The following is a 19,620-nucleotide window of genomic DNA, read 5'->3' as shown; positions in this document are numbered from 1 at the left end:
CCTATTACAAGTTGTAGTTTATTATAGTATAATGAGTACCACGATATTGGAAGAACGGGGATGACAAGAATGATTAACCAAGAAACAAGATTGCAGGCTCTCTCTTCGTTCTTAAAATCAAAGCGCGCCAAAATCTCGCCAGAAGCGGCCGGATTTCCTTCCGGCACCCGGCGAAGGACACCCGGCTTACGCAGAGAAGAAGTTGCGCAGCTTGCCGGCGTAAGCCCAACCTGGTACACATGGCTCGAACAGGGCAGGGATATTAAAGTATCCGGCTCCGTTCTCGATTGCGTGGCTGCCGCCCTGCAAATGAATGAAGACGAGCGAAAATATTTATATGCCCTTGCCATAGGGTCCGGACATATCGCCCCTGCGATGGACGAGGAGCATTCTGAAATGACGCCTTCACTCAAGCGCATACTGCAGGAGCTGCGTTTTTGTCCAACGATCATATCGGATCGCCGTTGCCAAATTGTCGGCTGGAACGCGGCTGCCTCTCATGTATTTATGGATTTCGAACAAATTCCTCCAGAGCAGAGAAATATGATCCGTCTGTTATTTACGCGGAAAGAGTTTCGCAGGCTTGCGGGAAATTGGGAGCATTTTGTAGGCGGCTATCTTGCCATCTTTCGCGCCTATTACGGCCAATATGTGCAGGATGATTGGTATGAGCGGTTTATTGAGGAAATGAAAGGCAGCCATCCGGAGTTTCAATATCTTTGGGAGCAAAGCCAGGTCAGCTCCGCTCCGGATGTGCTGCTTGAATTTCGGCATGCGAAGGTGGGGAAAATGCTGTTTCACCTGACTTCTTTTCAAGTGCAGGGTCCATCCGATTTGAGATGCAGCGTTTATACGCCGGCGCCGGAGTCGTCGACCGAGTCCAAGCTGCGCCGGTTAATGGAAAAACAAGACTAAGAACATATCCGGCGTGTTTGGCCTTTATGCAAAATGATACGGGGCATTTATCCGAATGACACCGTCCGATCGCATATTTTGTTCACAAGCGCATGATCATGGCTAATGACCAGCAAACCGATTTGCCTGGCCGCTGCGATATCGAGCACGGTATGCCAGATTTGAGCCTGCGTAATCGCATCCAGCATCGTCGTCATTTCATCCGCGATCAGAAATTTGGTACCCGGCCCGAGGGCTCTGGCGATGCAGCAGCGCTGCAGCTCCCCGCCCGACAATTCGTTCGGATAGCGCTGCAGAAAATCTGCTCTGATCCCGAGCGCTTCAAGCAGCGAAACGTCCGGAGACCAGCCTTCCGCCACCGTTTTAGCCAATCGCCATCTTGGGTTGACCGCGCGCTCCGGATGCTGGAATATCATTTGAACCGGATCATAGCCGCTATTTTGCTTGCTTCGGCCCGCTACGGTTACCTCGCCCGTGATTGGCTTCGCATAACCTGCCAGCAGCCGGCCCAGCGATGTTTTCCCGCTTCCGCTCGGACCGGTCAGCCCAACGGTTTCTCCCGGCTGCAGCGAGAGATTGAAATCCGTAAACAGCCAGGGGCCACCTTCGTATCGCCAGCTAAGATTCCTGCCTTCAAGTCGCATGCAGGCACCTCACGATCCCGCCTCGAATGGATCGAGGCTCCGGCCGAATCGTGCCGCATTGCTCCTCGGCGGAAGGACAGCGGTCAACAAAGTGACAGCCTGCTTGAGCTAAGCTTCTTGCCGGCTGCGATCCCGCTAGCGGAACAAAACCGTTTTGGGGCAGCGCGCGCCATAACGCTTGGCTGTACGGATGCCTCAGCCGCTCGCCGCTTCCATTAAAATCACTGGCTGGAGCAAGTTCGACTGACGTTCCCGCATAAAAAACGGCAACCTTATCCGCGATTCGAACAGCTGCTTCAATATCATGCGTAATCAGCAGAACGGCGCAGCCTCCTTCGGCCAGCAGCTTGAATTGCTTCAGCGCTTCTTCGACATCGCCCGGATGCATGCCCGGAGTCGGCTCATCCGCAATAATGAGCCGCGAACGGCCAAGCGCAGCCGTCGATACAAGCACCTTGCGGGCCATGCCTCCCGAGAGCTGGAAGGGAAACAGCCGGTCTACATGCTTACCCAAACGAAAACGCTCGAATAAGCTTTTGCGTTCCCTATGCTGTTCCATTCCATCCTCCTTCGTCCGCAGCAGCTTGCCTACCCGCATGAGCGGATTCAAATAACTGACGGATTGCGGAACAAAGGCGATTTCACGGCCTCGATAGCCTCTCAGCCTAGCTTCGTCGAGCGGCTCCCCGCCATAGGAGATGCTGCCGGACATAACGGCATTTTTGGGGAGAATGCCCATGATCGCATGGGCGAGCAGGCTTTTTCCCGACCCGCTTGCTCCGACGAGCGCAACGATTTCTCCTTCGTTTACCGCAAAGTCGAGCTCTTCGATAACGTTGACCTTATCCTGCCGGCTTCCCTTCGTGTATTGCATGAACGAAATCGATAGTTTATTTACCTCTAACAAGGGCACGGGCTTCCCTCCTTTCTATTTGATATGACAAGCGGAATGCATAGCACTCAAAGATGGGTATTGCGGGGATCAACCAGCTTCCGGAGATGATTGCCCAGCGTATCGAACGCTCTAACCGTGAGCAGCAGTCCTATTCCCGGGAATACGGCAAGCCACCACATGCCGCTCGATAAATAACGCATCGATTCAGAAAGAATGATGCCAATGGCCGGCTGATGCGGGGACATGCCTAGGCCAAGGAACGTTACGGCCGCTTCATGCAGCACGGCATGCGGAAAAAGAATCAGGAATCCCACAAGCAATTGCGGCAGCAAATGCGGAGCCAAATGCCGCGTCGCAACGGCATAGCGGGAGCTTCCGAGCTTTCGGGCAACGAGTACATATTCCGCGGACATCAGCTGCAGCGCCTCTGCGCGGATGATGCGGGCAAGGCCTGGCCAGTGGGTGAGCATAATGCCAATCGCAACTCCCTTCAGTCCGCCTCCGCAAACAAATGCGATAAGAATAAGCATGACGAGATGGGGAACGCTTAAGAACACATCAATCAGCCAAGTGATCATTCGATCCGCGGTCCGGCCAAGCGTTGCTGCCATAAGCCCCATGATGGCAGCGATTGCGACACTGCATGCCGCACCGAGCAACCCAACCTGAATGCTTAAGGCAAGCCCTTTTACGGTTCGGGAGAGCATATCCCTGCCCAGCCAGTCCGTGCCGAACAGGTGGGCAAAAGATGGCGGCAGGTTACGGCTTGCCAGCTGAACGGAGAGCCCCGATGCGCCAAGCAGCCAACTGCCGATTCCAATGCTTGCAAGCAGGGCTGCCGCAGCAGCCGCGGATGCAAGCGTCCGCTGCCGTTCGTTGAAGCGCTGCCGCTTGTTCTTTTTTTGAATGGAGGCTTGTTGATTCATCTACGCATCTCCTTCCCCAGCCGCAGCCTCGGATCCACCATGCGGTAAAAGTAATCTGCTAGGGCATTTCCAGTAAAAACAAACAACGTACTGCACAGAACGAGTCCCATAAGCAGCGGCACATCGCCTCGCAGTCCGGATTCTACTGTTGCTTGCCCAAGCCCGGGATACGAGAATACCTGCTCGGCGAGCACCGCTCCACCGAACAGTTCACCGAATGAAGCGAATTGCAGCGTGATCGCAGGCAGCGCAATATTGCGCAGGCTGTGTCTAAAAAACAAGCCTGCGCCTCTCTCGCCTCTCGCCCTGGCAAACAAGATATAGTCGCTATCCATTACATCGATCAACTTCTGCCGCGTATGCAAAGCGATAGGCGCAATCCCGACTACGCTCAGCGTGATCCCGGGCAAAATCATATGACGGATATAGTCCCCTGCCGTGACGCTCCCTGCGGGCATCCCCGCCGGCACACCCAGCCCGACAGGCAGCCACCCCAGCCATACCGCAAAAATCATCATGAGCAGCAGCCCGATCCAAAAGGCCGGTGTCGAGGCAAGCGTATAACAAAAACCGGTGATCATCCGATCGAACCAAGTGTCTCTTTTTAATGCCGAGACTACCCCGGCTGCGAAACCTAAGACGCCCGACAGCATCCAAGCGAACGCCATCAGCAAGGCCGAATGGATGAATCGCTCCGCGATTACCTTGGTTACGGCCTCCCGGTAAATCATCGAAGTTCCCATATCTCCTTGGAGCAAAGCAGCGCCCCACTTTAAGAATCGTTCGGCAAACGGCCGATCAAGCCCCCAATATGCGGCTATCGCTTCCCGCTGCTCAGCGCCGACACGCATCACATCCGCACCGATATAGGATTGGACGGGATCGATGGGCGACATGGCGACAAGCGCAAAGGTAATGATGCTGACCGAGGCCAGCAAAAGAAACAGACGTATCATTTTTTTGCCTATAAAAACTGCAATGCTTTGAATCATGCCTGAACCTCTTCCCGCTCTCTACTGTATCCAGCTCCAGCTTTCGATATTGTCCGTAACCGGCCATCCGTGTCCATGAGGCTGAATGCGCTGCTTGCCGATGTCGAGCCCATCCTTTACCAAATAAAGATGATCGATATTAACAAGCCATGCCCATGGCGCGTCGCCCTGCACGCTCAGCCCTGTTTGGCCGTCCCATTGCGCTTTTTTCCAAAAGGACAAAGCTTCTTCTTCGGTACGGGCATCAAGCGCTTGCTCAAATTGCTTATCTACGCTCGAATTGCTGTAAAAGCCGGTATTGTAATAATCGACGCCGCCAAATGCGCTGCTGTAAAGATTGAACATTTCCAGCGGATCATGGCTGCCCCATCCTAACAGGACCGCGTTAGCATGCATCTGCTTTTCTATCTCATCCCAGCTCTTGCCTTCGACGTTAATTTGAATGCCGGCTTTTTTTACCATATCGGCGGCCGCCAATGCGAGTGATTGACGGGTGACGTCTCCGGAAGGATAAAGCAGCGTAAACTCCGCTTTAAGCGTTCCTTTCTCAAAAATGCCGTCCTTATCGCTGTCTACCCAGCCGCCATCGGCTAATATTTGCCGTGCTGCCTCCGCATCGTTGTCCTTGATCACGGTGTTCTCGTTCCACCAGGGAAGACCGTCATTCGCCGTGAAAGCTGGAGACCCGTACCCTTCCAAAATGCCCTCGACCAGCTGCTGACGGTCAATGACGGTGTTGACCGCTACACGGATCGCCCGATCGGCCGTAACGTCGTTCCCGATCGCATAGCCCTTATCCGTTTTGCCGCCAGCCTTCACATATGGAAAGGCGATTCCCCGGTTATCGACCGACTTGACCGCTTCGAGCCGCATCCCCGCCACCTCTTGATGACTAAACGCGGAAGGAATGTAGGCCACATCGACGCTGCCCGCCTTGGCTGCCGCAAAAGCCGCATCTTCATTTAAGAATAGAAAGGTCAGCTTACGGATAGCAGGCTTTGCGCCGTAATACTTTACGTTCGCTTCTACGATCAGCTGCTGTCCGCGATCCCATTGCACGAACGTGAACGGGCCGGAGCCGATCGGGTTTTCCGCATAAGTGCTGCTGTATGCATGCTTAGGAACGATACCTGTTGTGATCAGAAAATATACAAATGTGGATTGGGGCTTCTTGAGCCGGAAAACCACTTCATCTTGTCCAGCCTCAACGCTTGCCAAGTTCTTCAAATCAATGGCCGCTCCGTTGCCGGCGGCCGTGTCGAAGGTAAATTTAACATCCTCGGAAGTTAGCGGTTCTCCGTCCGAGAAGGCGACATCATTGCGAAGCTTTACCGTCCAGGTCTTGCCATCCTCGCTAACCTCGTAGCTTGTCGCAAGATCATTTACGATATTTAACTGGTCATCTCGCTTCAGCAGCGTGCTCTGGAAAAGCGGCGAACCGTACCGGCCCCAGCCCTTTGTGGGGTCAAAGCCCGTTTCCGGCTCCGCGCCGATGGCAACGACAAGTTCATCCGTTGGCGGGGAGCTCTCTGCCGGTTTTGCCGTGCTGCAGCCTGCTGCAAGCAGGAGCACTGCGAGCGCAAATGCAGCAATGGAATAAAATCTTCTCATTTCAATCCTCCTGTTTGCGTTATGTTTCGTAACACGGTTATGTGATATTGTAACACGATACACTTGCGATTTCACCCTATTTTCAAGCTCGAAAGTCAAAAAAGGCCGTAAGCACTTTTTTGTGCTCACAGCCTCGGGTTATCGATTGTCCATTCCCCAACGATCAATCATGCGTATGCTCTTTGCCATGATCATGCTTGTCCGCATAGGTCACTGAAAGCTCGGCATAAATGACGCCCTTCTGCGCTTGAATCTGCTGATGCAGCGACCGCAGACGCGCAAGCTGCCCTCTTACGACGATCACCTCCAGGCATTGATCGTGATTCAAATGGACATGCATATTGGAGATGATGTCATGGTGAAAGCGATGCTGTACCTCCATCAGCACGACCGGAAGATCGCTAGCATGATGGTCGTAGACGAGCACGATCGTTCCCGCCACATGCTCCTGTCCGTTCATTCGATCCGGCTCCAGCAAGGCCCGCCTAGCCAAGTCGCGAATGGCTTCGGATCGGTTTGTATAGCCTTGCTCATCGATATATCGGTCAAACTGATCGATTAAAGGCGCCGGGAAGGATACTCCGAACCGGACCAATTCTTCCTTGTCTGCCATACTTTCACCCTGTCTGCTTCATTTTCGAATTTCGTTATCGAAGACAACCTTTAAACGATCGGATAATCAATAACGATCACATTATCAAGAATTCCGTCCAGCAAGCTCACGAAGCTCTGATGCGCGGGATGCGGGCCATAATCGAGCAAAGCCTGTTTATCGGTGAACGTTACCCGAAGCCCGAGCGTATAGCCTTGGATATTGCCGGTTTCACTCGTTTCGTTATTGCCGGCTGTCAATTGAACAATTCCCGGAATTTGCGACGGCAGCGAATATAACGCATCCAGCAGCTCCTTTTCTTTGCTGGCGGACAATTTTTCTTTAAATTTAAAAGATACCAAATGCTCAAACATATGACGACAATCTCCCTTCCATTCTCAAAGCGTTAATTCACCTTATCATAACATGCATAAGTCCGTATAAACAAAGACAAAGACCGTTCCCTATTATACACAAGTATAATAGGGAACGGTCTTTCATTTTACAGTGCTTTATTTAATTATCTCTTGATAAATTTTACCCTGCTTACTCGTTATGGCTTACAAGCGGTGGATATTGAATTCAAATGCCAGCTCTTGGTTCGCCGGAATCAAATACTCGTCATGGACAGGCGCACCCCAGCTGTCGTCGCCGCCGACGCCCATTTGCCTGCCTGCTACCGTTATTACGGTGTAGTGAATATTGGGCAGCTCATAATGGTGATAAGCGCTCTCCAGCTCGAAAGCAGTATACGGCGAGATATTGCACTCGACAGCCTTCGTTGCAGGAGCCGTTATCCGAATGCCTTGGCCATAGTCATTGCTGATGCTGACGCGGCGTACCCCCGTGCGGTTGCCGGATTCCTGAGGAACCACATAGCCTGATACATTATCGGCGGCGTCATTTTGGAATACGCCAAGCCTCGCTCCGAATGCCCGGTCGATATAGTTTTCCTGCGGCCCCATCGCGTACCAATCCAAATGGCAATAATCTGGCGGGACCTTGAAAGAAAGCGCAAAGATCGGCAGCTTAGGCAGTCCTTCTGCACCTTCATAACGCGATTTCACGTTCAGGCTGCCGTCTGCAAGCACTTTATAGGCAACCGTAACAAGCACGTCAGCACTAATGCTAAGCTTGTAGCGGAAGGTAACCGTCGCGCTTCCCGCTTGTTCCGATAACTCTACGCCGATACATTTGCGCGTCAGGCTCGCCGCGAACCAAGCGCCGGAATCGAAGCCGAGCGAGAAGCCTTTATCATTATCGGTAGTCGCGCGCCAAAATAAAGGAGCCGGCGGAATCGCAATCATCTCTCTGCCTGCGTAATTCAAGGAAATAAGCGTTCCCGCTTGCTTCGAGAACATGATGCTGAAATCCCGGCCATGAACGCCAATGTTCACATCGCCCTCAACGACTCTCAGCGTCCCAGCTGGCTCTGATTGTGCCGTTTTCCGTTCCGTTACAAACACGAATTGTCCAAAGGAGGTCTCATGGCCCGCATCCGCCCAGAGCGTGCCCTCTTTCAATTGAAGAGAGGCATGGAGCGCATACTCGCCCGGCTCGTCTGCGCTTGGCAGCTCCAGCTGCACATAAGCTTCCGATTGCGCCGCGACGTTAACCGCCAGCTTGCTTCGGAAAATTTCTTGGCCTTCAAGATGCAGCGCGATCACCAACTCATAGGCATCCGTGCCTTCGAACAGATTTTCATTGATTACTTTCACGCCATGCCGGTCTGGAATAAGCTTGATATTCTGGTATAAGAACTTAACCTCCTGCATCTTGGGCGATTCCTTTCGGTCCGCAAATACGATGCCGTTCGTACAGAAATTGTAATCCGTCGCGCGGTCGTCGAAATCACCGCCGAAGGCTAGAAACTCTTTGCCGTAACGGTCCTTCTTCACAATGACTTGGTCAATATAATCCCAAATGAAGCCGCCTTGGTACATCTCATATTTCTGTTCCAGCTCCGTGTACTTATGCATGCCGCCAACCGAATTGCCCATGGCATGCATATACTCACAGCTGATATAAGGCTTCTCTGGATTTTCGTTCAAATATTGCTCAATATCCGCAGGTTTGGCATACATCCTGCTTTCCATATCGCTGGTCGCATTATATTTCCGGTTATGGAACACGCCTTCATAATGGACAAGCCTGCTCGGATCCGTCTCGCGGAAGTAGTTCGATACGTTTAACAACACTTCCCCGGCATAAGCTTCATTGCCGACGGACCAGATCAGAATCGATGGATGGTTCTTATCGCGTTCCACCATGGAAATGGCCCGGTCCATAACGATAGGCTGCCACTCCGGCTTGTTTTCCGGGATATTCCAGGACGGTTCGACAGCGCCCATCTTTTGCCATGAGCCATGCGTCTCCAGGTTCATTTCATCGATGACGTAAACTCCGTAAATATCGCAAAGCTCATACCATAACGACTGATTCGGATAATGGGAGGTGCGGACAGCATTCAGATTGTTGCGTTTGATTGCTGCAATATCCCACAGCATATCTTCCTTTGTTATCGCACGGCCTCTGCGGCTGTTGAACTCATGCCGGTTGACTCCCTTGAAAACGATCCGTTTGCCGTTGAGATGCATGACCTTATCTTTCATCTCAAAGGTACGGAAGCCGACTCTTTGCGGGATCGCCTCGACAAGATTACCCATTGCATCAAATACTGAAATATACATCATGTATAGATATGGCTTCTCTGCGCTCCAAGGCGTAACTTTGCCAGCCTCAAGAGAAATAGACAAATGGTCTCCGTTAACCGATTCCGACTTGACTGTCGCTGCGGTATGTCCGTCCGCATCTTTTAACTCGATAAGTATGCTGGACGGCTGAGCTCCGGATAGCTTCAAATCCACGCACAGGTTTCCCTGCGAATAGGTATTATCCAGTTCCGCGTGAACAAATAGATCGCGTACATGGATGCTTGGAACGGTATATAAATATACATCGCGGAAAATTCCCGAAAAACGCCAGAAATCCTGATCCTCCAGCCAACTGCCCGTGCTCCGTTGATAGACCTCTACGGCTAGTTTATTTTCACCGTCTGCCAGAAACGGAGTGAGATCAAATTCTGAAGGCGTAAAGCTGTCCTCGCTGTATCCGACGAATTCGCCGTTCAGCCATAAATAAAAGGCCGATTCCACCCCTTGAAAGGAAATGCTGACAGGCTTGCCCTTCATATGGGCAGGAACCGAGAAAAATTTCACATAGCTGCCAACCGGATTATGATCCTCCGGAATAGCCGGCGGGCGTATGTCATTATGACCGTCCCATGGGTACATCGTATTTACGTATTGAGGCTTGCCATAGCCTTGCAGTTGAATATGTCCGGGAACTTCAATGTCTTTCCAAGCATTCACATCATAATCGACTTGGTGAAAATGTTCGGGACGGTCCGCGGGTTTTACCGCGTAGCTGAACTTCCAGCTCCCGTTCAGCGGATGGCGCATTGCCATTGGCGCTTCCGCATGGGCTTCCTCTATCGTCTCGTAGTAGCGGTGATCGGAATGCGCTGGCAATCGATTCACGGCAAATATGCTCACGTCAGTGAGCCAGCTTATACTCGGCTTCATCTTATTCATTGCTTTTTCCCCTTAAATTTATTTAAAAGCCAGGGGCCGCGTAAGAAGCGCGCAGCCGCCTGACTTTTCGTTTAACTATTTCACTGAGCCTGTCATCCCCGCTACAAAATGCTTCTGCATTAAGAAGAACACGAGCGCGGTCGGAATCGTCGAAATGACGATCGCCGTCATAATAATACCATAATCCGGGGAATAGCTTGATCCTAAGTTGGAAATCAACATCGGGACCGTCTTTTTCTCCGGCGATTGCAAAACGATGAGCGGCCATAAGTAGTTGTTCCAGCTCGACATAAACGTGATGATGCCGGCTGCGGCGTATGTTGTCTTCATCGTTGGCACATAGATCCGGAAGAAGAGACTAATCTCATTCAGGCCGTCAATCCTGCCGGCTTCAAGCAGCTCCCGCGGAAACATTTTTGTGTTTTGACGGAAGAAGAAAATAAGGAAAGCGGTCGTAAAGGTCGGCAGCACCACCCCTGACAACGTGTCCAAACCGATGAACGGAATGATCTGCGAAATTCCCCCGAACATTTGATACAACGGTACCATAATGGCCGCGAATGGGATCATCATGGAAAGCAGCAGGATGTTAAACACGACATCCTTTGCCTTGCTGCGGTAAATTTCAAAGCCGTAGCCCGCTAAAGAAGCAATCACCATGGCGAGAACCGTCGTCGTGATTGAAATTTTTGCGGAGTTTAGCAATGCCGGCACGATGTCCACCGTACTGAACAACTGATTGATATTTTCAAATAGCTGGCTGCCGGGAAGCAATCTTCCTTTGGTTACGTCAGCTGATTTATTCGTAGCGCTGATGATCATCCAAAGGAACGGGAAGATCGAAACGAAAGCAAGCACGCTCAGAAAAATATAGACCAAAACACGCTTGAGCTTATCCATTTTTATCACCTGCCGCTTTGAACTGAATGAACGCCAAGATGACGATCATGATAACGATAGAATACGAAACGGTGGCCGCATAACCGAAATCGGCCGAATATTTGAAGGACAGGTTATAGATATACTGGGAGATGGACATGGACGCATTGCCTGGTCCGCCCTTCGTAATATTGACAACCTCATCGAACAACTGCAGGGTACCGATCGTTGACGTAATAGACGTGAACAAAATGATCGGCTTAAGCAGCGGCACGGTGATTCCGAAAAATTGTCTCGTGGAAGAGGCGCCGTCGATTTTTGCTGCTTCATAGATCGAATGATCAATATTTTGAAGCGCGGACAAGTAGAATATCATGTTATAGCCTGTCCAGCGCCATGTGATTGCGATAATAACGGTTACTTTCGCCCAGAACGGATCCGTGATCCATTGAATTGGCGTTGCGATCAAATGAAGATTCGTCAACAGCTTATTGACTAAGCCTTCCGTAGCAAACAAATATTTAAAGATGACAGAGTAAGCTACGAGCGAGGTAACGGCAGGCAAAAAGATGGCCGTACGGAAAAATCCTTTAAATTTCAATTTGCTGTCATTTAATAATACGGATATAAACATAGCGAGTACGATCATGACCGGGACTTGAATAATCAAATAAATAAACGTGTTCTTCACTGCGGTTAAAAACGTCTTATCGCTAAAAAGCCGAACATAATTGTCTATACCGGTAAATTTCAAATTCATGCCTTTACCTGATTTAAACGATAAGAGTAGCGCCTGTATCATCGGATAAAAATAAAACGCCGCAATCATGACAACCGCCAGTGCTATAAACATCCAACCCGTCAAATTAGCTCTAGTGCGAATTCTCACGCCAGGCTTCGCTGCTTTCACGTTAGCCTAACCCCTCTCTTTACGGGAATAAAACAAAGGGTCTTCCCCAGCTCCTGTAGCCGGATCAAGCAAATGCAATGCAGGAGAAAGAGAAGACCCCGGTCTTAATTCATAGCCGTATGGTCTGTTTTATTTGACCTGCGTTTCAGCTTGCGCTTGCGCGTCGCTGAGCACATCGTCAATTGCCTTGCCGCCTAAATAGTTTTGCATTTCCACAACAAGGATATCTTCAACGGCGTACGTATGCATGCCGTAGTTCACGCTAGGAATTTGTTCTGTCCATTTCGCGAAATCCTCAATAACCTTTTGTCCGCCAAAAAACTCATCCGCTTGCTTGTAAGCCTCGCCGGCAGCCGCAGCTTTCAACGTACCGATCGCACCAATCTCCGTCACGAGCTTCTGATAAAGGTCGACATCGGAGCCGAAGGTTTGTTTCAAAAACTCTGCCGCTGCTTCTTTGCCGTCAACGTTCATGACATACCACGAGCTGCCGCCCAGGTTTGAAGCATTTACGGAATTCGGGTTGTTAGTCAGCTTAGGGAAAGGAACGACTGACCATTTGCCTGATTGAGAAGCCTCTGCCTTAACGGAAGCCGTGATCCAGTTACCAGTCGGAACCGCAGCAACTTCACCGCTGTTGAAACCGCCGACAAACTGGCTCCAATCGGAAGTAACCTTCACGATGTCAGCGCCCATAAGCTCTTTGTAGGTTTCAAACGCTTCTTTAAGCGCTTCATTTCCTGCAAGGTTCGGAGTCGTGCCGTCTTCCTTCAGGTACCATGAACCAGCCGATTGAATCATCATACGGATCAAGCCAAGGTCATTCGGATCTTGCGTAAGCAATGCCTTGCCCGTTTTTTCTTTCACTGCTTTACCGATCTCAATGAATTTTTTCCAGTCGATATTTTGCAGGTCTTCGATTTTATAGCCTGCTTCTGTCAAATAGTCGTTTCTTACGTACAAGCCGGCTACGCCAGAATCGAACGGTACGCCGTATTGCTTGCCGTCTACGCTTGTAGGACCGATTTTGTAATCCGCGAAATCAGCCGGTTTAATGAAATCCGTTAATTCGAAGAAAGCATCCGGGTACGCTTGCAGGAAGCTTTGCGCACGGTAATCTTCGATTAATACGATAGTTGGCAAGCTTTTTGTCGTTCCTGCATTCAAGCCTGCGTTCAATTTTTGAATAATATCGGCTTGTGCGTTTTCCACGATGTTGACCTTCAGGTCGGAATCGGGATTTTTAGTTTTGTAAGCTTCGCTTGCACGTTCCATTGCACCGATGTTAAAAGCTTTATCCCATGCCCATACTGTAATTTCTTTCGTGCCTTCAGCGGCCGTACCGCCATTTTCAGGTGCAGCGTTCTCATTGCTTCCGCATGCTGTCAGCAAAACGAAGCTGGCAAGCATAACTGCGAGTAGTTTTTTCAATTCCATTCAACCCCTTTAAGCTTTGTCTAAGCACATTTACCGGCTAACGGTAATCAGTATAACAATTCATTAAATCGACTCGTTAGCAAAATATTTGTGCGGATTTGTCATTCTATTGTTACCTTTCCCCCCGCAAATATGTAATTAGAAATTAATTTGTTAATTGGTACTTTCTTTAGGTTTTATGAAGAGGCAGCTTGATTTTCACTCTTGTTCCGTCACCGATATTGCTTACGATAGCAACACCGAATTCGTCTCCGTACAGCAGCCTGAGCCGGTCATGCACATTGCGAATCCCAATGCCCGAGAAAAAGTGGCTTGAACTGATCGAGCGGTGTGCAGGATTCTCATGATCATAACCCTCCATGCCTACGCCGTCATCGACGACCTCGCACACAAGCGCATTTTCCTCGCGTGAAACAAGAACATATATATGGCCTTCACTTCGTTCCTGGAATGCATGGAAGAAGGCATTTTCAATAAATGGCTGGATGATCAGCTTGGGAATGTGGTAACCGTAACAGTCCTCGGCAATAAAGTAATTGACCGCAATTTGCTCGCCATACCTTACATGGTTTATGAAAACGTAGTTTTTCAAATTGACGAGCTCTTGGGCTACGGTGATCGTCTCGCTAATATTGCTTACCGTATTTTGCAGCAGCGATATCAGCGCATTGATGGTAGCAGCCGCTTTTTCCTTGTTTCCCTGCTGGACAAGGATTTTGACGGAAGCGAGCGTATTGTAAAGAAAATGAGGATTGATCTGCATTTGCAAAGCGGAGAGTTCAGCATTGCGTTGATCCTTCTGCGTCTGGATCAGCTTTCGGATATAATCGTTCAACTCATCCAGCATGTAGTTGTAGGCTTTTCCAAGCTCCTTGATTTCGTAACTGCCCGTAACGGTTATATAATTGTCGAAGTTATTTTCCGCAATACGGGGCATTTGCCTCGCAAGGAGGGTCAAGGACTTCGTTAACCGCCTGGAGATTAGAAAAACAATGATGAGAGCGGCAAGCACGATCGCAACGCAAATAAGCGCGACTGTCTTGAAATCGACCATCTCGCTCAGCACTTCTTGCTTATCAATGAAATTAACCAAATAAAAGTCATATACGGGTAAATATTCGGACAGCACCAGGCTGTTTTTCCCCATCACGCTGACTTCTTTAAATTTCAGTTTTTGCTTCTCGATTTCTTGCGCATAGCTCAGCAGATCCTGCTGTTCTTTGCCAATCAGATCCGTACGGTTGCTTGAGACAACCATGCCGGAGCGATCCAAAATAGCAACGTCATTGCCGCTGCTCGTAAAGCTTGCATAAAATCGCTTGAAGTCGCTTTCCCTTATAGCAAAATAAAGAATCCCGTATTGATTGCCGCTCGTCCTCTCCATTAACGCTCTTGAAGCGACGATGACCGGATCCTCATTGGAAGCTCCGGTTAAATTTTCTTTATCCAGCTGGTAGATCAGGCGCTTAGGGCTGATGAGCGTGTTAACCGTCAACAGGCTTTTTCTCAGCTTCTCCAATGAATTTGGCCAATAATAGCTGTCCGTTGAATGGCTTTTTCGATTGATTCCCGTAATGGTCATCGTAACCGGATAGGCAGCGACGTTGGATTGAATCCGATCCATCTGCTGACTTGCTTGATAATAGCTTTTTAACGAAGCTAAGGTGTCCATTTCTGGATTTGTCAAAAATCCTTTTATTGCCCCGTTCTGCAGAACGTTGTTGGAAGCCGTAACGACCGAATAATTAAATGACTCAAAATTCGCTTGGATTTGGCTGATGATCTTTGAGTTCGTAATGCCGAAGGTATTCATAAACAGCTTCTCGGACATTTGAATCGTAACCAGGGAGGTCAGCAGCGATACCGTGATAATGCTGACTAACGTTACCATAAACATTTTAATAAACAGACCGTGATACTTGAACTTATCCAAAAAACCTTTCATCGCTTAATCCCTCTTCTTACCTGTGTATTGTTTTCTGTAATGGCTTGGCGACAAGCCCGTTAATTTCTTGAATACCTTCGTAAAATAGCTGTGGTCGGAATAACCAACCATGCCGCTGATCTCAGAAATCGAGGATGAATCGTCCTGCAGCAGCTCTGCGGCTTTCTCCACCCTGATCTTATTCAAATATTCGCTGAAGCCCTCCTTATTATGCGAGGTGAAATAGCTTGATAAATAGGACGGGTTAAAATGGAAATGCTTGGCTAATTCCGTGAGACTCAGCGGTTCCGCATAATGCTCGCGAATAAAATGAAGCAGCTGCGTCATGTTTGAATTGCTGCCTGCGGCGCCTCTCTTCCCGATCACATCGTTTGCTTCATCTATAAAAGCATTAAGCAGCGCGATCGCCTCACTCGCATGGGTCGTATCTCCGATCAGCTTAAAGTATTTATATTTCGATTCCTCCAGCTTCTTCATATCGGACTCCAGCCGGCCAAGCAAAATCGTAATGTTGAAAATCACATTGCCTACAAAAGACTTAAATTCGAACACATCCGTCTTATATTGGCTGGCGAGACCGTTCACATGCTCAAGGAGCTTTCCGAACGCTTCGTCAAATTGCCGCCTGTTCATCAGCTCGGAAAAATGATTCATATTAAAATCCCGTACTTCGTCCGTGCTTTTCGGCAGCTCGTCAAAAACGATCAACTGCTGGGATTCCGGGAGAAAGAAACGATAAGCATTCAGTTTGGGGAAACGTTCCTTATAATACATGCCCAACTGGCTCAAATCGGAAAATGATTCGCCTAACGTCCAGCCAATCTCCGGAAACTGCGCCCTCGTCCAAGCAGCCAACCTGCGCGCCGTATGGGCTAAAGCAGCCATCTCGCTTTGATCCAAGTTAATCAGCCAAACGACCATATTCGGTTCGGTGGGCAGGTGAACATAAACGGCATGCGGCAGATCCGCTTCAAGCTCCGCTTTCATTCGGTCCAGCCACCGTGAATCGCTGCTCTGATCTCTGCCTTTGGTTTGGATTTGCTTTAAATCGGCGCCGAACAGTTGATAGCGGTTATACGGAAAAGCCTCTGCAAGCGCTGTATCCTGCGTATCCATTTCGTACCCCGACAGGAGCTTGTCCAGCATCGCATGGATCGACAACCCGCCGTCATCATCCGATTCCACAAGCTTCAATGAAGGAATTTTCCGGGCTGTGCGCTGCACAATATCCAATAACTGAAAGGCCTCAAGCTTTGGCTTTAAGATATAATCGGCTACCCCGCTCTGGAAGGTCGACCTCACGTAATCAAACTCGCCAAAGCTGCTCAAAATAATGACTTCGATTTGCGGAAACCTTGATTTTATCGCACGGGTCAGCTCCTCACCGCCCATGACAGGCATTACGATATCCGTAATGACGATATGGGGCTCCAAACGCTCGATCAGCTCAAGCGCCTCTTTTCCGTTAGAGGCTTCACCGACAATTTGAAAGCCCTCATGCTCCCAATTCAGCAGGTGCTTAATCCCCTGCCTGACTAACAATTCATCATCTACGATGAGAACGCGACATGAAATGTTCATATCTATACCTCCTAAATCATTATCTATGTCTTGCTGCTTTCTGCGTCCAGCTCTTCATAATAGCTCCGAATGACGATATCTTGATCATAATTGCCAAATCCTTTTCCGTACAGCGTAAGTCCGCCCCGCCCTTGCGAAGTATCCTCCGCGCATATTCGAAAAGTCCATTGGGTGCTGTCCCAAGGCACATCCATTATCGTAGTATCGGATATTTGCAGTCCGTCAATGAACGAACCGAATTTATTAATTCTCAGTACCTTCATCAAACCGTATTGATTCACATCGTTTTCCCACCATTCCGGGGAAAACCGTCCTCTCATCCGGCCAAAATCCCCGGGACTTGTCCATGTGCCAAGCTCAATCCCGTTGATTGCGAATTGAATATCCGAAGGCCAATTTTCATTGATATACGGGGCCTCCGAGCCAATTTCCATCGAAATCTCAATTTCCTCTACCCGCTGATCCTTAAACAAATAATTAGGTATTTTATATTCGACAAATCCTCTGGTAAACCATAGGATGCCGGCATGGACGCGTTCCGGATCCAAAAAATAAGCGGGATTGTCGTAATGCCCGATCATTTTCTCCATAGAGGCAAGTCCGCAGGTAGGCGAAGCCTCGATATCCGTATAATGGCCAATCGGCACGGAAACCTCCTTGAATTTTCTTGAGGCGGGCGTAACTCGGGAAAGCTTGATTTGGAGATACTCTGCAGACAAGGAGCAGTACTTATAGGTCCCGCCGTTGATCCTGCGCATCCTGCAGCCGACAAGCCCCGCTTTCTGAAGCTTATTAACATGCGTGCTTACGATTGCGCTGCTTAGAAACAGCTCGGATGCGAGCTCTTTGATATGCATTTCTTTCTTATTTAATAAGTCAATAATCTGCAAGCGAACTTCGCTCGCCAGTGCCTCGTATACGCGCAGCGACTCTGCATCAGTCGATAAATACATGAATACTCACCTGCTTTACAATTAGTAATTTAGTTAATCCTAAAACAATTGAGAGGAATCATATTGAATCTAATTCGTTATTATGATAAATATGATATAGAATATTAACAATTATGAATTAGTTTATTAATTAATTCAACTAGGAGGTTGTTTTTTTATGACTATTCAATCAACCATGTTAATCGATAAAAACTTTTCCGTCTCCGAGGTAGATCCAAGACTCTATGGTTCCTTTATCGAGCATTTGGGAAGAGCGGTTTACGGCGGGATCTATGAGCCTGGCCATCCTACCGCCGATGGAAACGGCTTTCGCCAAGATGCGCTGGAAGCGATCCGTTCCTTGAATGTTCCGATCATCCGTTATCCGGGAGGCAATTTTGTTTCCGGTTATAACTGGGAGGACGGCGTCGGCCCTAAATCGGAGAGGAAACGTTTGCTCGATCTCGCATGGTGGACGACGGAAACCAATGAAGTGGGCACGAATGAATTCGCCGATTGGGCGAAGCTTGTCGGCTCGGAGGTTATGATGGCGGTCAATCTCGGTACTCGCGGGATTGATGCGGCAAGAAACCTCGTTGAATATTGCAATCATCCTTCCGGCTCGTATTACAGCGATTTAAGAATCGCTCATGGCTATAAAGAGCCTCATAAGTTTAAAACGTGGTGCCTTGGCAATGAGATGGACGGCCCTTGGCAAATCGGCGCAAAAACCGCTGTGGAATACGGAAGACTTGCGAACGAAACAGCCAAAGCGATGCGCTGGGTCGACCCATCCATTGAGCTCGTCGCATGCGGCAGCTCATCAAGCGGAATGAGCACCTTTGCCGATTGGGAGGCTACGGTACTTGATCTCACTTATGATCAGGTCGATTTCTTATCGCTGCATACCTACTACAATAATAATGAAAATGATTCGTCCAATTTCCTTGCGAAGTCGCTCGATATGGATCAGTTCATCTACGATGTGACGGCTATTTGCGATTATATCAAAGCTAAAAAGAAGAGCAAAAAGAAACTTATGCTGTCCCTCGATGAATGGAATGTTTGGAATTCCATCGGTTCCAGCCGGGCTGAGGAGTTGTGGCAGGTAGCTCCTCCGGAATTCGAGGATGTGTATACGCATGAGGATGCGCTGGCTGTCGGATGCTTCATCATCACGTTACTAAAGCATGCTGACCGTGTGAAAATGGCTTGCATAGCTCAATTAATCAATGTCATTGCTCCGATTATGACAGAAAACGGCGGACCGCTCTGGCTGCAAACAACCTACTATCCTTATATGCACGCTTCGATTTACGGCAGAGGCACGGTGCTGCAGCCGATTACGACTTCGCCTAAATACGATTCGAAGGATTTCACGGATGTTCCGTATTTGGAAGCGATCAGCGTATTCAATGAAGAGAAAAACGAAGTGACGATCTTCGCTGTCAACCGCCATTTAACAGACGGCATGGAGCTAAATGTTGACGTTCGCAGCTTCGGGAACGTTAGCGTGATCGAGCATATCGTTCTGGAAAATGACGATTTAAAGGCAAGCAACACGAAAGCAAATCCCCGACAAGTTGTGCCTCACAACCGTGGAAATGCAAAAGCCGGCAATGGTGCGGTAACATCCGTGCTGGGCAAAGCGTCTTGGAATGTAATCAGGCTGCAAGTGAAATAATGCGGTACCTTTTCTTACTTGAAACCTAAATCAAAAACCGCCGGAGCGTGTGCTCCGGCGGTTTTTCAGCATGACCGCTGATCG

General features: G+C 49.2%; 16 protein-coding genes. 2 read left to right on the top strand and 14 right to left on the bottom strand.

Features of this window, described 5'->3' with window-relative positions; translation table 11 throughout:
- The first annotated feature begins 72 nt into the window (after positions 1 to 72).
- A complete protein-coding gene (locus ACN6MW_RS25740; RefSeq protein WP_419876449.1) occupies positions 73 to 915 on the top strand; it encodes a helix-turn-helix transcriptional regulator in 843 nt (280 codons plus the stop codon).
- A gap of 47 nt (positions 916 to 962) precedes the next feature.
- Here ACN6MW_RS25740 and ACN6MW_RS25735 read toward each other — a convergent pair whose 3' ends face one another.
- The 14 genes from ACN6MW_RS25735 to ACN6MW_RS25670 all read right to left on the bottom strand — a co-directional run bounded on the left by ACN6MW_RS25735 (position 963) and on the right by ACN6MW_RS25670 (position 17,873).
- Entirely contained in the window at positions 963 to 1,559 is a 597-nt protein-coding gene (locus ACN6MW_RS25735) for an ABC transporter ATP-binding protein (RefSeq protein WP_419872698.1), read from the bottom strand.
- Complete coding sequence (locus ACN6MW_RS25730) at positions 1,549 to 2,472, bottom strand: oligopeptide/dipeptide ABC transporter ATP-binding protein (protein ID WP_419872697.1); 924 nt, start codon at positions 2,470 to 2,472, stop codon at positions 1,549 to 1,551. The genes ACN6MW_RS25735 and ACN6MW_RS25730 overlap by 11 nt, the downstream gene beginning before the upstream one ends.
- A gap of 47 nt (positions 2,473 to 2,519) precedes the next feature.
- Complete coding sequence (locus tag ACN6MW_RS25725) at positions 2,520 to 3,380, bottom strand: ABC transporter permease (protein ID WP_419872696.1); 861 nt, start codon at positions 3,378 to 3,380, stop codon at positions 2,520 to 2,522.
- The gene (locus ACN6MW_RS25720; RefSeq protein WP_419872695.1) at positions 3,377 to 4,372 is read right to left on the bottom strand and encodes an ABC transporter permease; all 996 of its coding nucleotides are present in this window, start codon (positions 4,370 to 4,372) and stop codon (positions 3,377 to 3,379) included. Before ACN6MW_RS25720 ends, ACN6MW_RS25725 begins: the two co-directional genes overlap by 4 nt.
- Positions 4,373 to 4,393: 21 nt before the next feature.
- Positions 4,394 to 5,983 carry an ABC transporter substrate-binding protein gene (locus ACN6MW_RS25715; RefSeq protein WP_419872694.1) on the bottom strand — a complete coding sequence of 530 codons (1,590 nt, stop codon included), beginning with the start codon at positions 5,981 to 5,983 and terminating at the stop codon, positions 4,394 to 4,396.
- 163 nt (positions 5,984 to 6,146) lie between these two features.
- Positions 6,147 to 6,596, bottom strand: coding sequence for a nickel-responsive transcriptional regulator NikR (gene nikR / locus ACN6MW_RS25710; RefSeq protein WP_364141566.1), 450 nt, complete (start codon positions 6,594 to 6,596; stop codon positions 6,147 to 6,149).
- 50 nt (positions 6,597 to 6,646) lie between these two features.
- The gene (locus tag ACN6MW_RS25705; RefSeq protein WP_419872693.1) at positions 6,647 to 6,949 is read right to left on the bottom strand and encodes a Dabb family protein; all 303 of its coding nucleotides are present in this window, start codon (positions 6,947 to 6,949) and stop codon (positions 6,647 to 6,649) included.
- A gap of 186 nt (positions 6,950 to 7,135) precedes the next feature.
- Entirely contained in the window at positions 7,136 to 10,168 is a 3,033-nt protein-coding gene (locus ACN6MW_RS25700; RefSeq protein WP_419872692.1) for a glycoside hydrolase family 2 TIM barrel-domain containing protein, read from the bottom strand.
- A gap of 75 nt (positions 10,169 to 10,243) precedes the next feature.
- Complete coding sequence (locus ACN6MW_RS25695; RefSeq protein WP_364141574.1) at positions 10,244 to 11,068, bottom strand: carbohydrate ABC transporter permease; 825 nt, start codon at positions 11,066 to 11,068, stop codon at positions 10,244 to 10,246.
- Positions 11,061 to 11,900, bottom strand: a complete 840-nt coding sequence (locus tag ACN6MW_RS25690) for a carbohydrate ABC transporter permease (RefSeq protein WP_419876448.1) — start codon at positions 11,898 to 11,900, stop codon at positions 11,061 to 11,063. The genes ACN6MW_RS25695 and ACN6MW_RS25690 overlap by 8 nt, the downstream gene beginning before the upstream one ends.
- A 186-nt stretch (positions 11,901 to 12,086) precedes the next feature.
- On the bottom strand, positions 12,087 to 13,388 hold the full coding sequence (locus ACN6MW_RS25685; protein WP_419872691.1) for an ABC transporter substrate-binding protein: 1,302 nt from the start codon (positions 13,386 to 13,388) through the stop codon (positions 12,087 to 12,089).
- Positions 13,389 to 13,563: 175 nt separating this feature from the next.
- Positions 13,564 to 15,339, bottom strand: a complete 1,776-nt coding sequence (locus ACN6MW_RS25680) for a sensor histidine kinase (RefSeq protein WP_419872690.1) — start codon at positions 15,337 to 15,339, stop codon at positions 13,564 to 13,566.
- Positions 15,340 to 15,342: 3 nt separating this feature from the next.
- Positions 15,343 to 16,920 (bottom strand): response regulator transcription factor, encoded by a 1,578-nt coding sequence (locus ACN6MW_RS25675; protein ID WP_419872689.1) that lies wholly within the window; start codon positions 16,918 to 16,920, stop codon positions 15,343 to 15,345.
- A gap of 23 nt (positions 16,921 to 16,943) precedes the next feature.
- Entirely contained in the window at positions 16,944 to 17,873 is a 930-nt protein-coding gene (locus ACN6MW_RS25670) for an ArsR/SmtB family transcription factor (protein WP_419872688.1), read from the bottom strand.
- 157 nt (positions 17,874 to 18,030) lie between these two features.
- Here ACN6MW_RS25670 and ACN6MW_RS25665 point away from each other — a divergent pair, with 157 nt between their 5' ends.
- Positions 18,031 to 19,536: an alpha-N-arabinofuranosidase gene (locus tag ACN6MW_RS25665; protein ID WP_419872687.1), complete on the top strand. Its 1,506-nt coding sequence runs from the start codon at positions 18,031 to 18,033 to the stop codon at positions 19,534 to 19,536.
- The last annotated feature ends 84 nt before the right edge of the window (positions 19,537 to 19,620 follow it).

Source organism: Pristimantibacillus sp. PTI5, assembly GCF_048572955.1.
Lineage (GTDB): Bacteria > Bacillota > Bacilli > Paenibacillales > Paenibacillaceae > Pristimantibacillus.
This window is presented reverse-complemented; position numbering and strand designations above follow the sequence as displayed.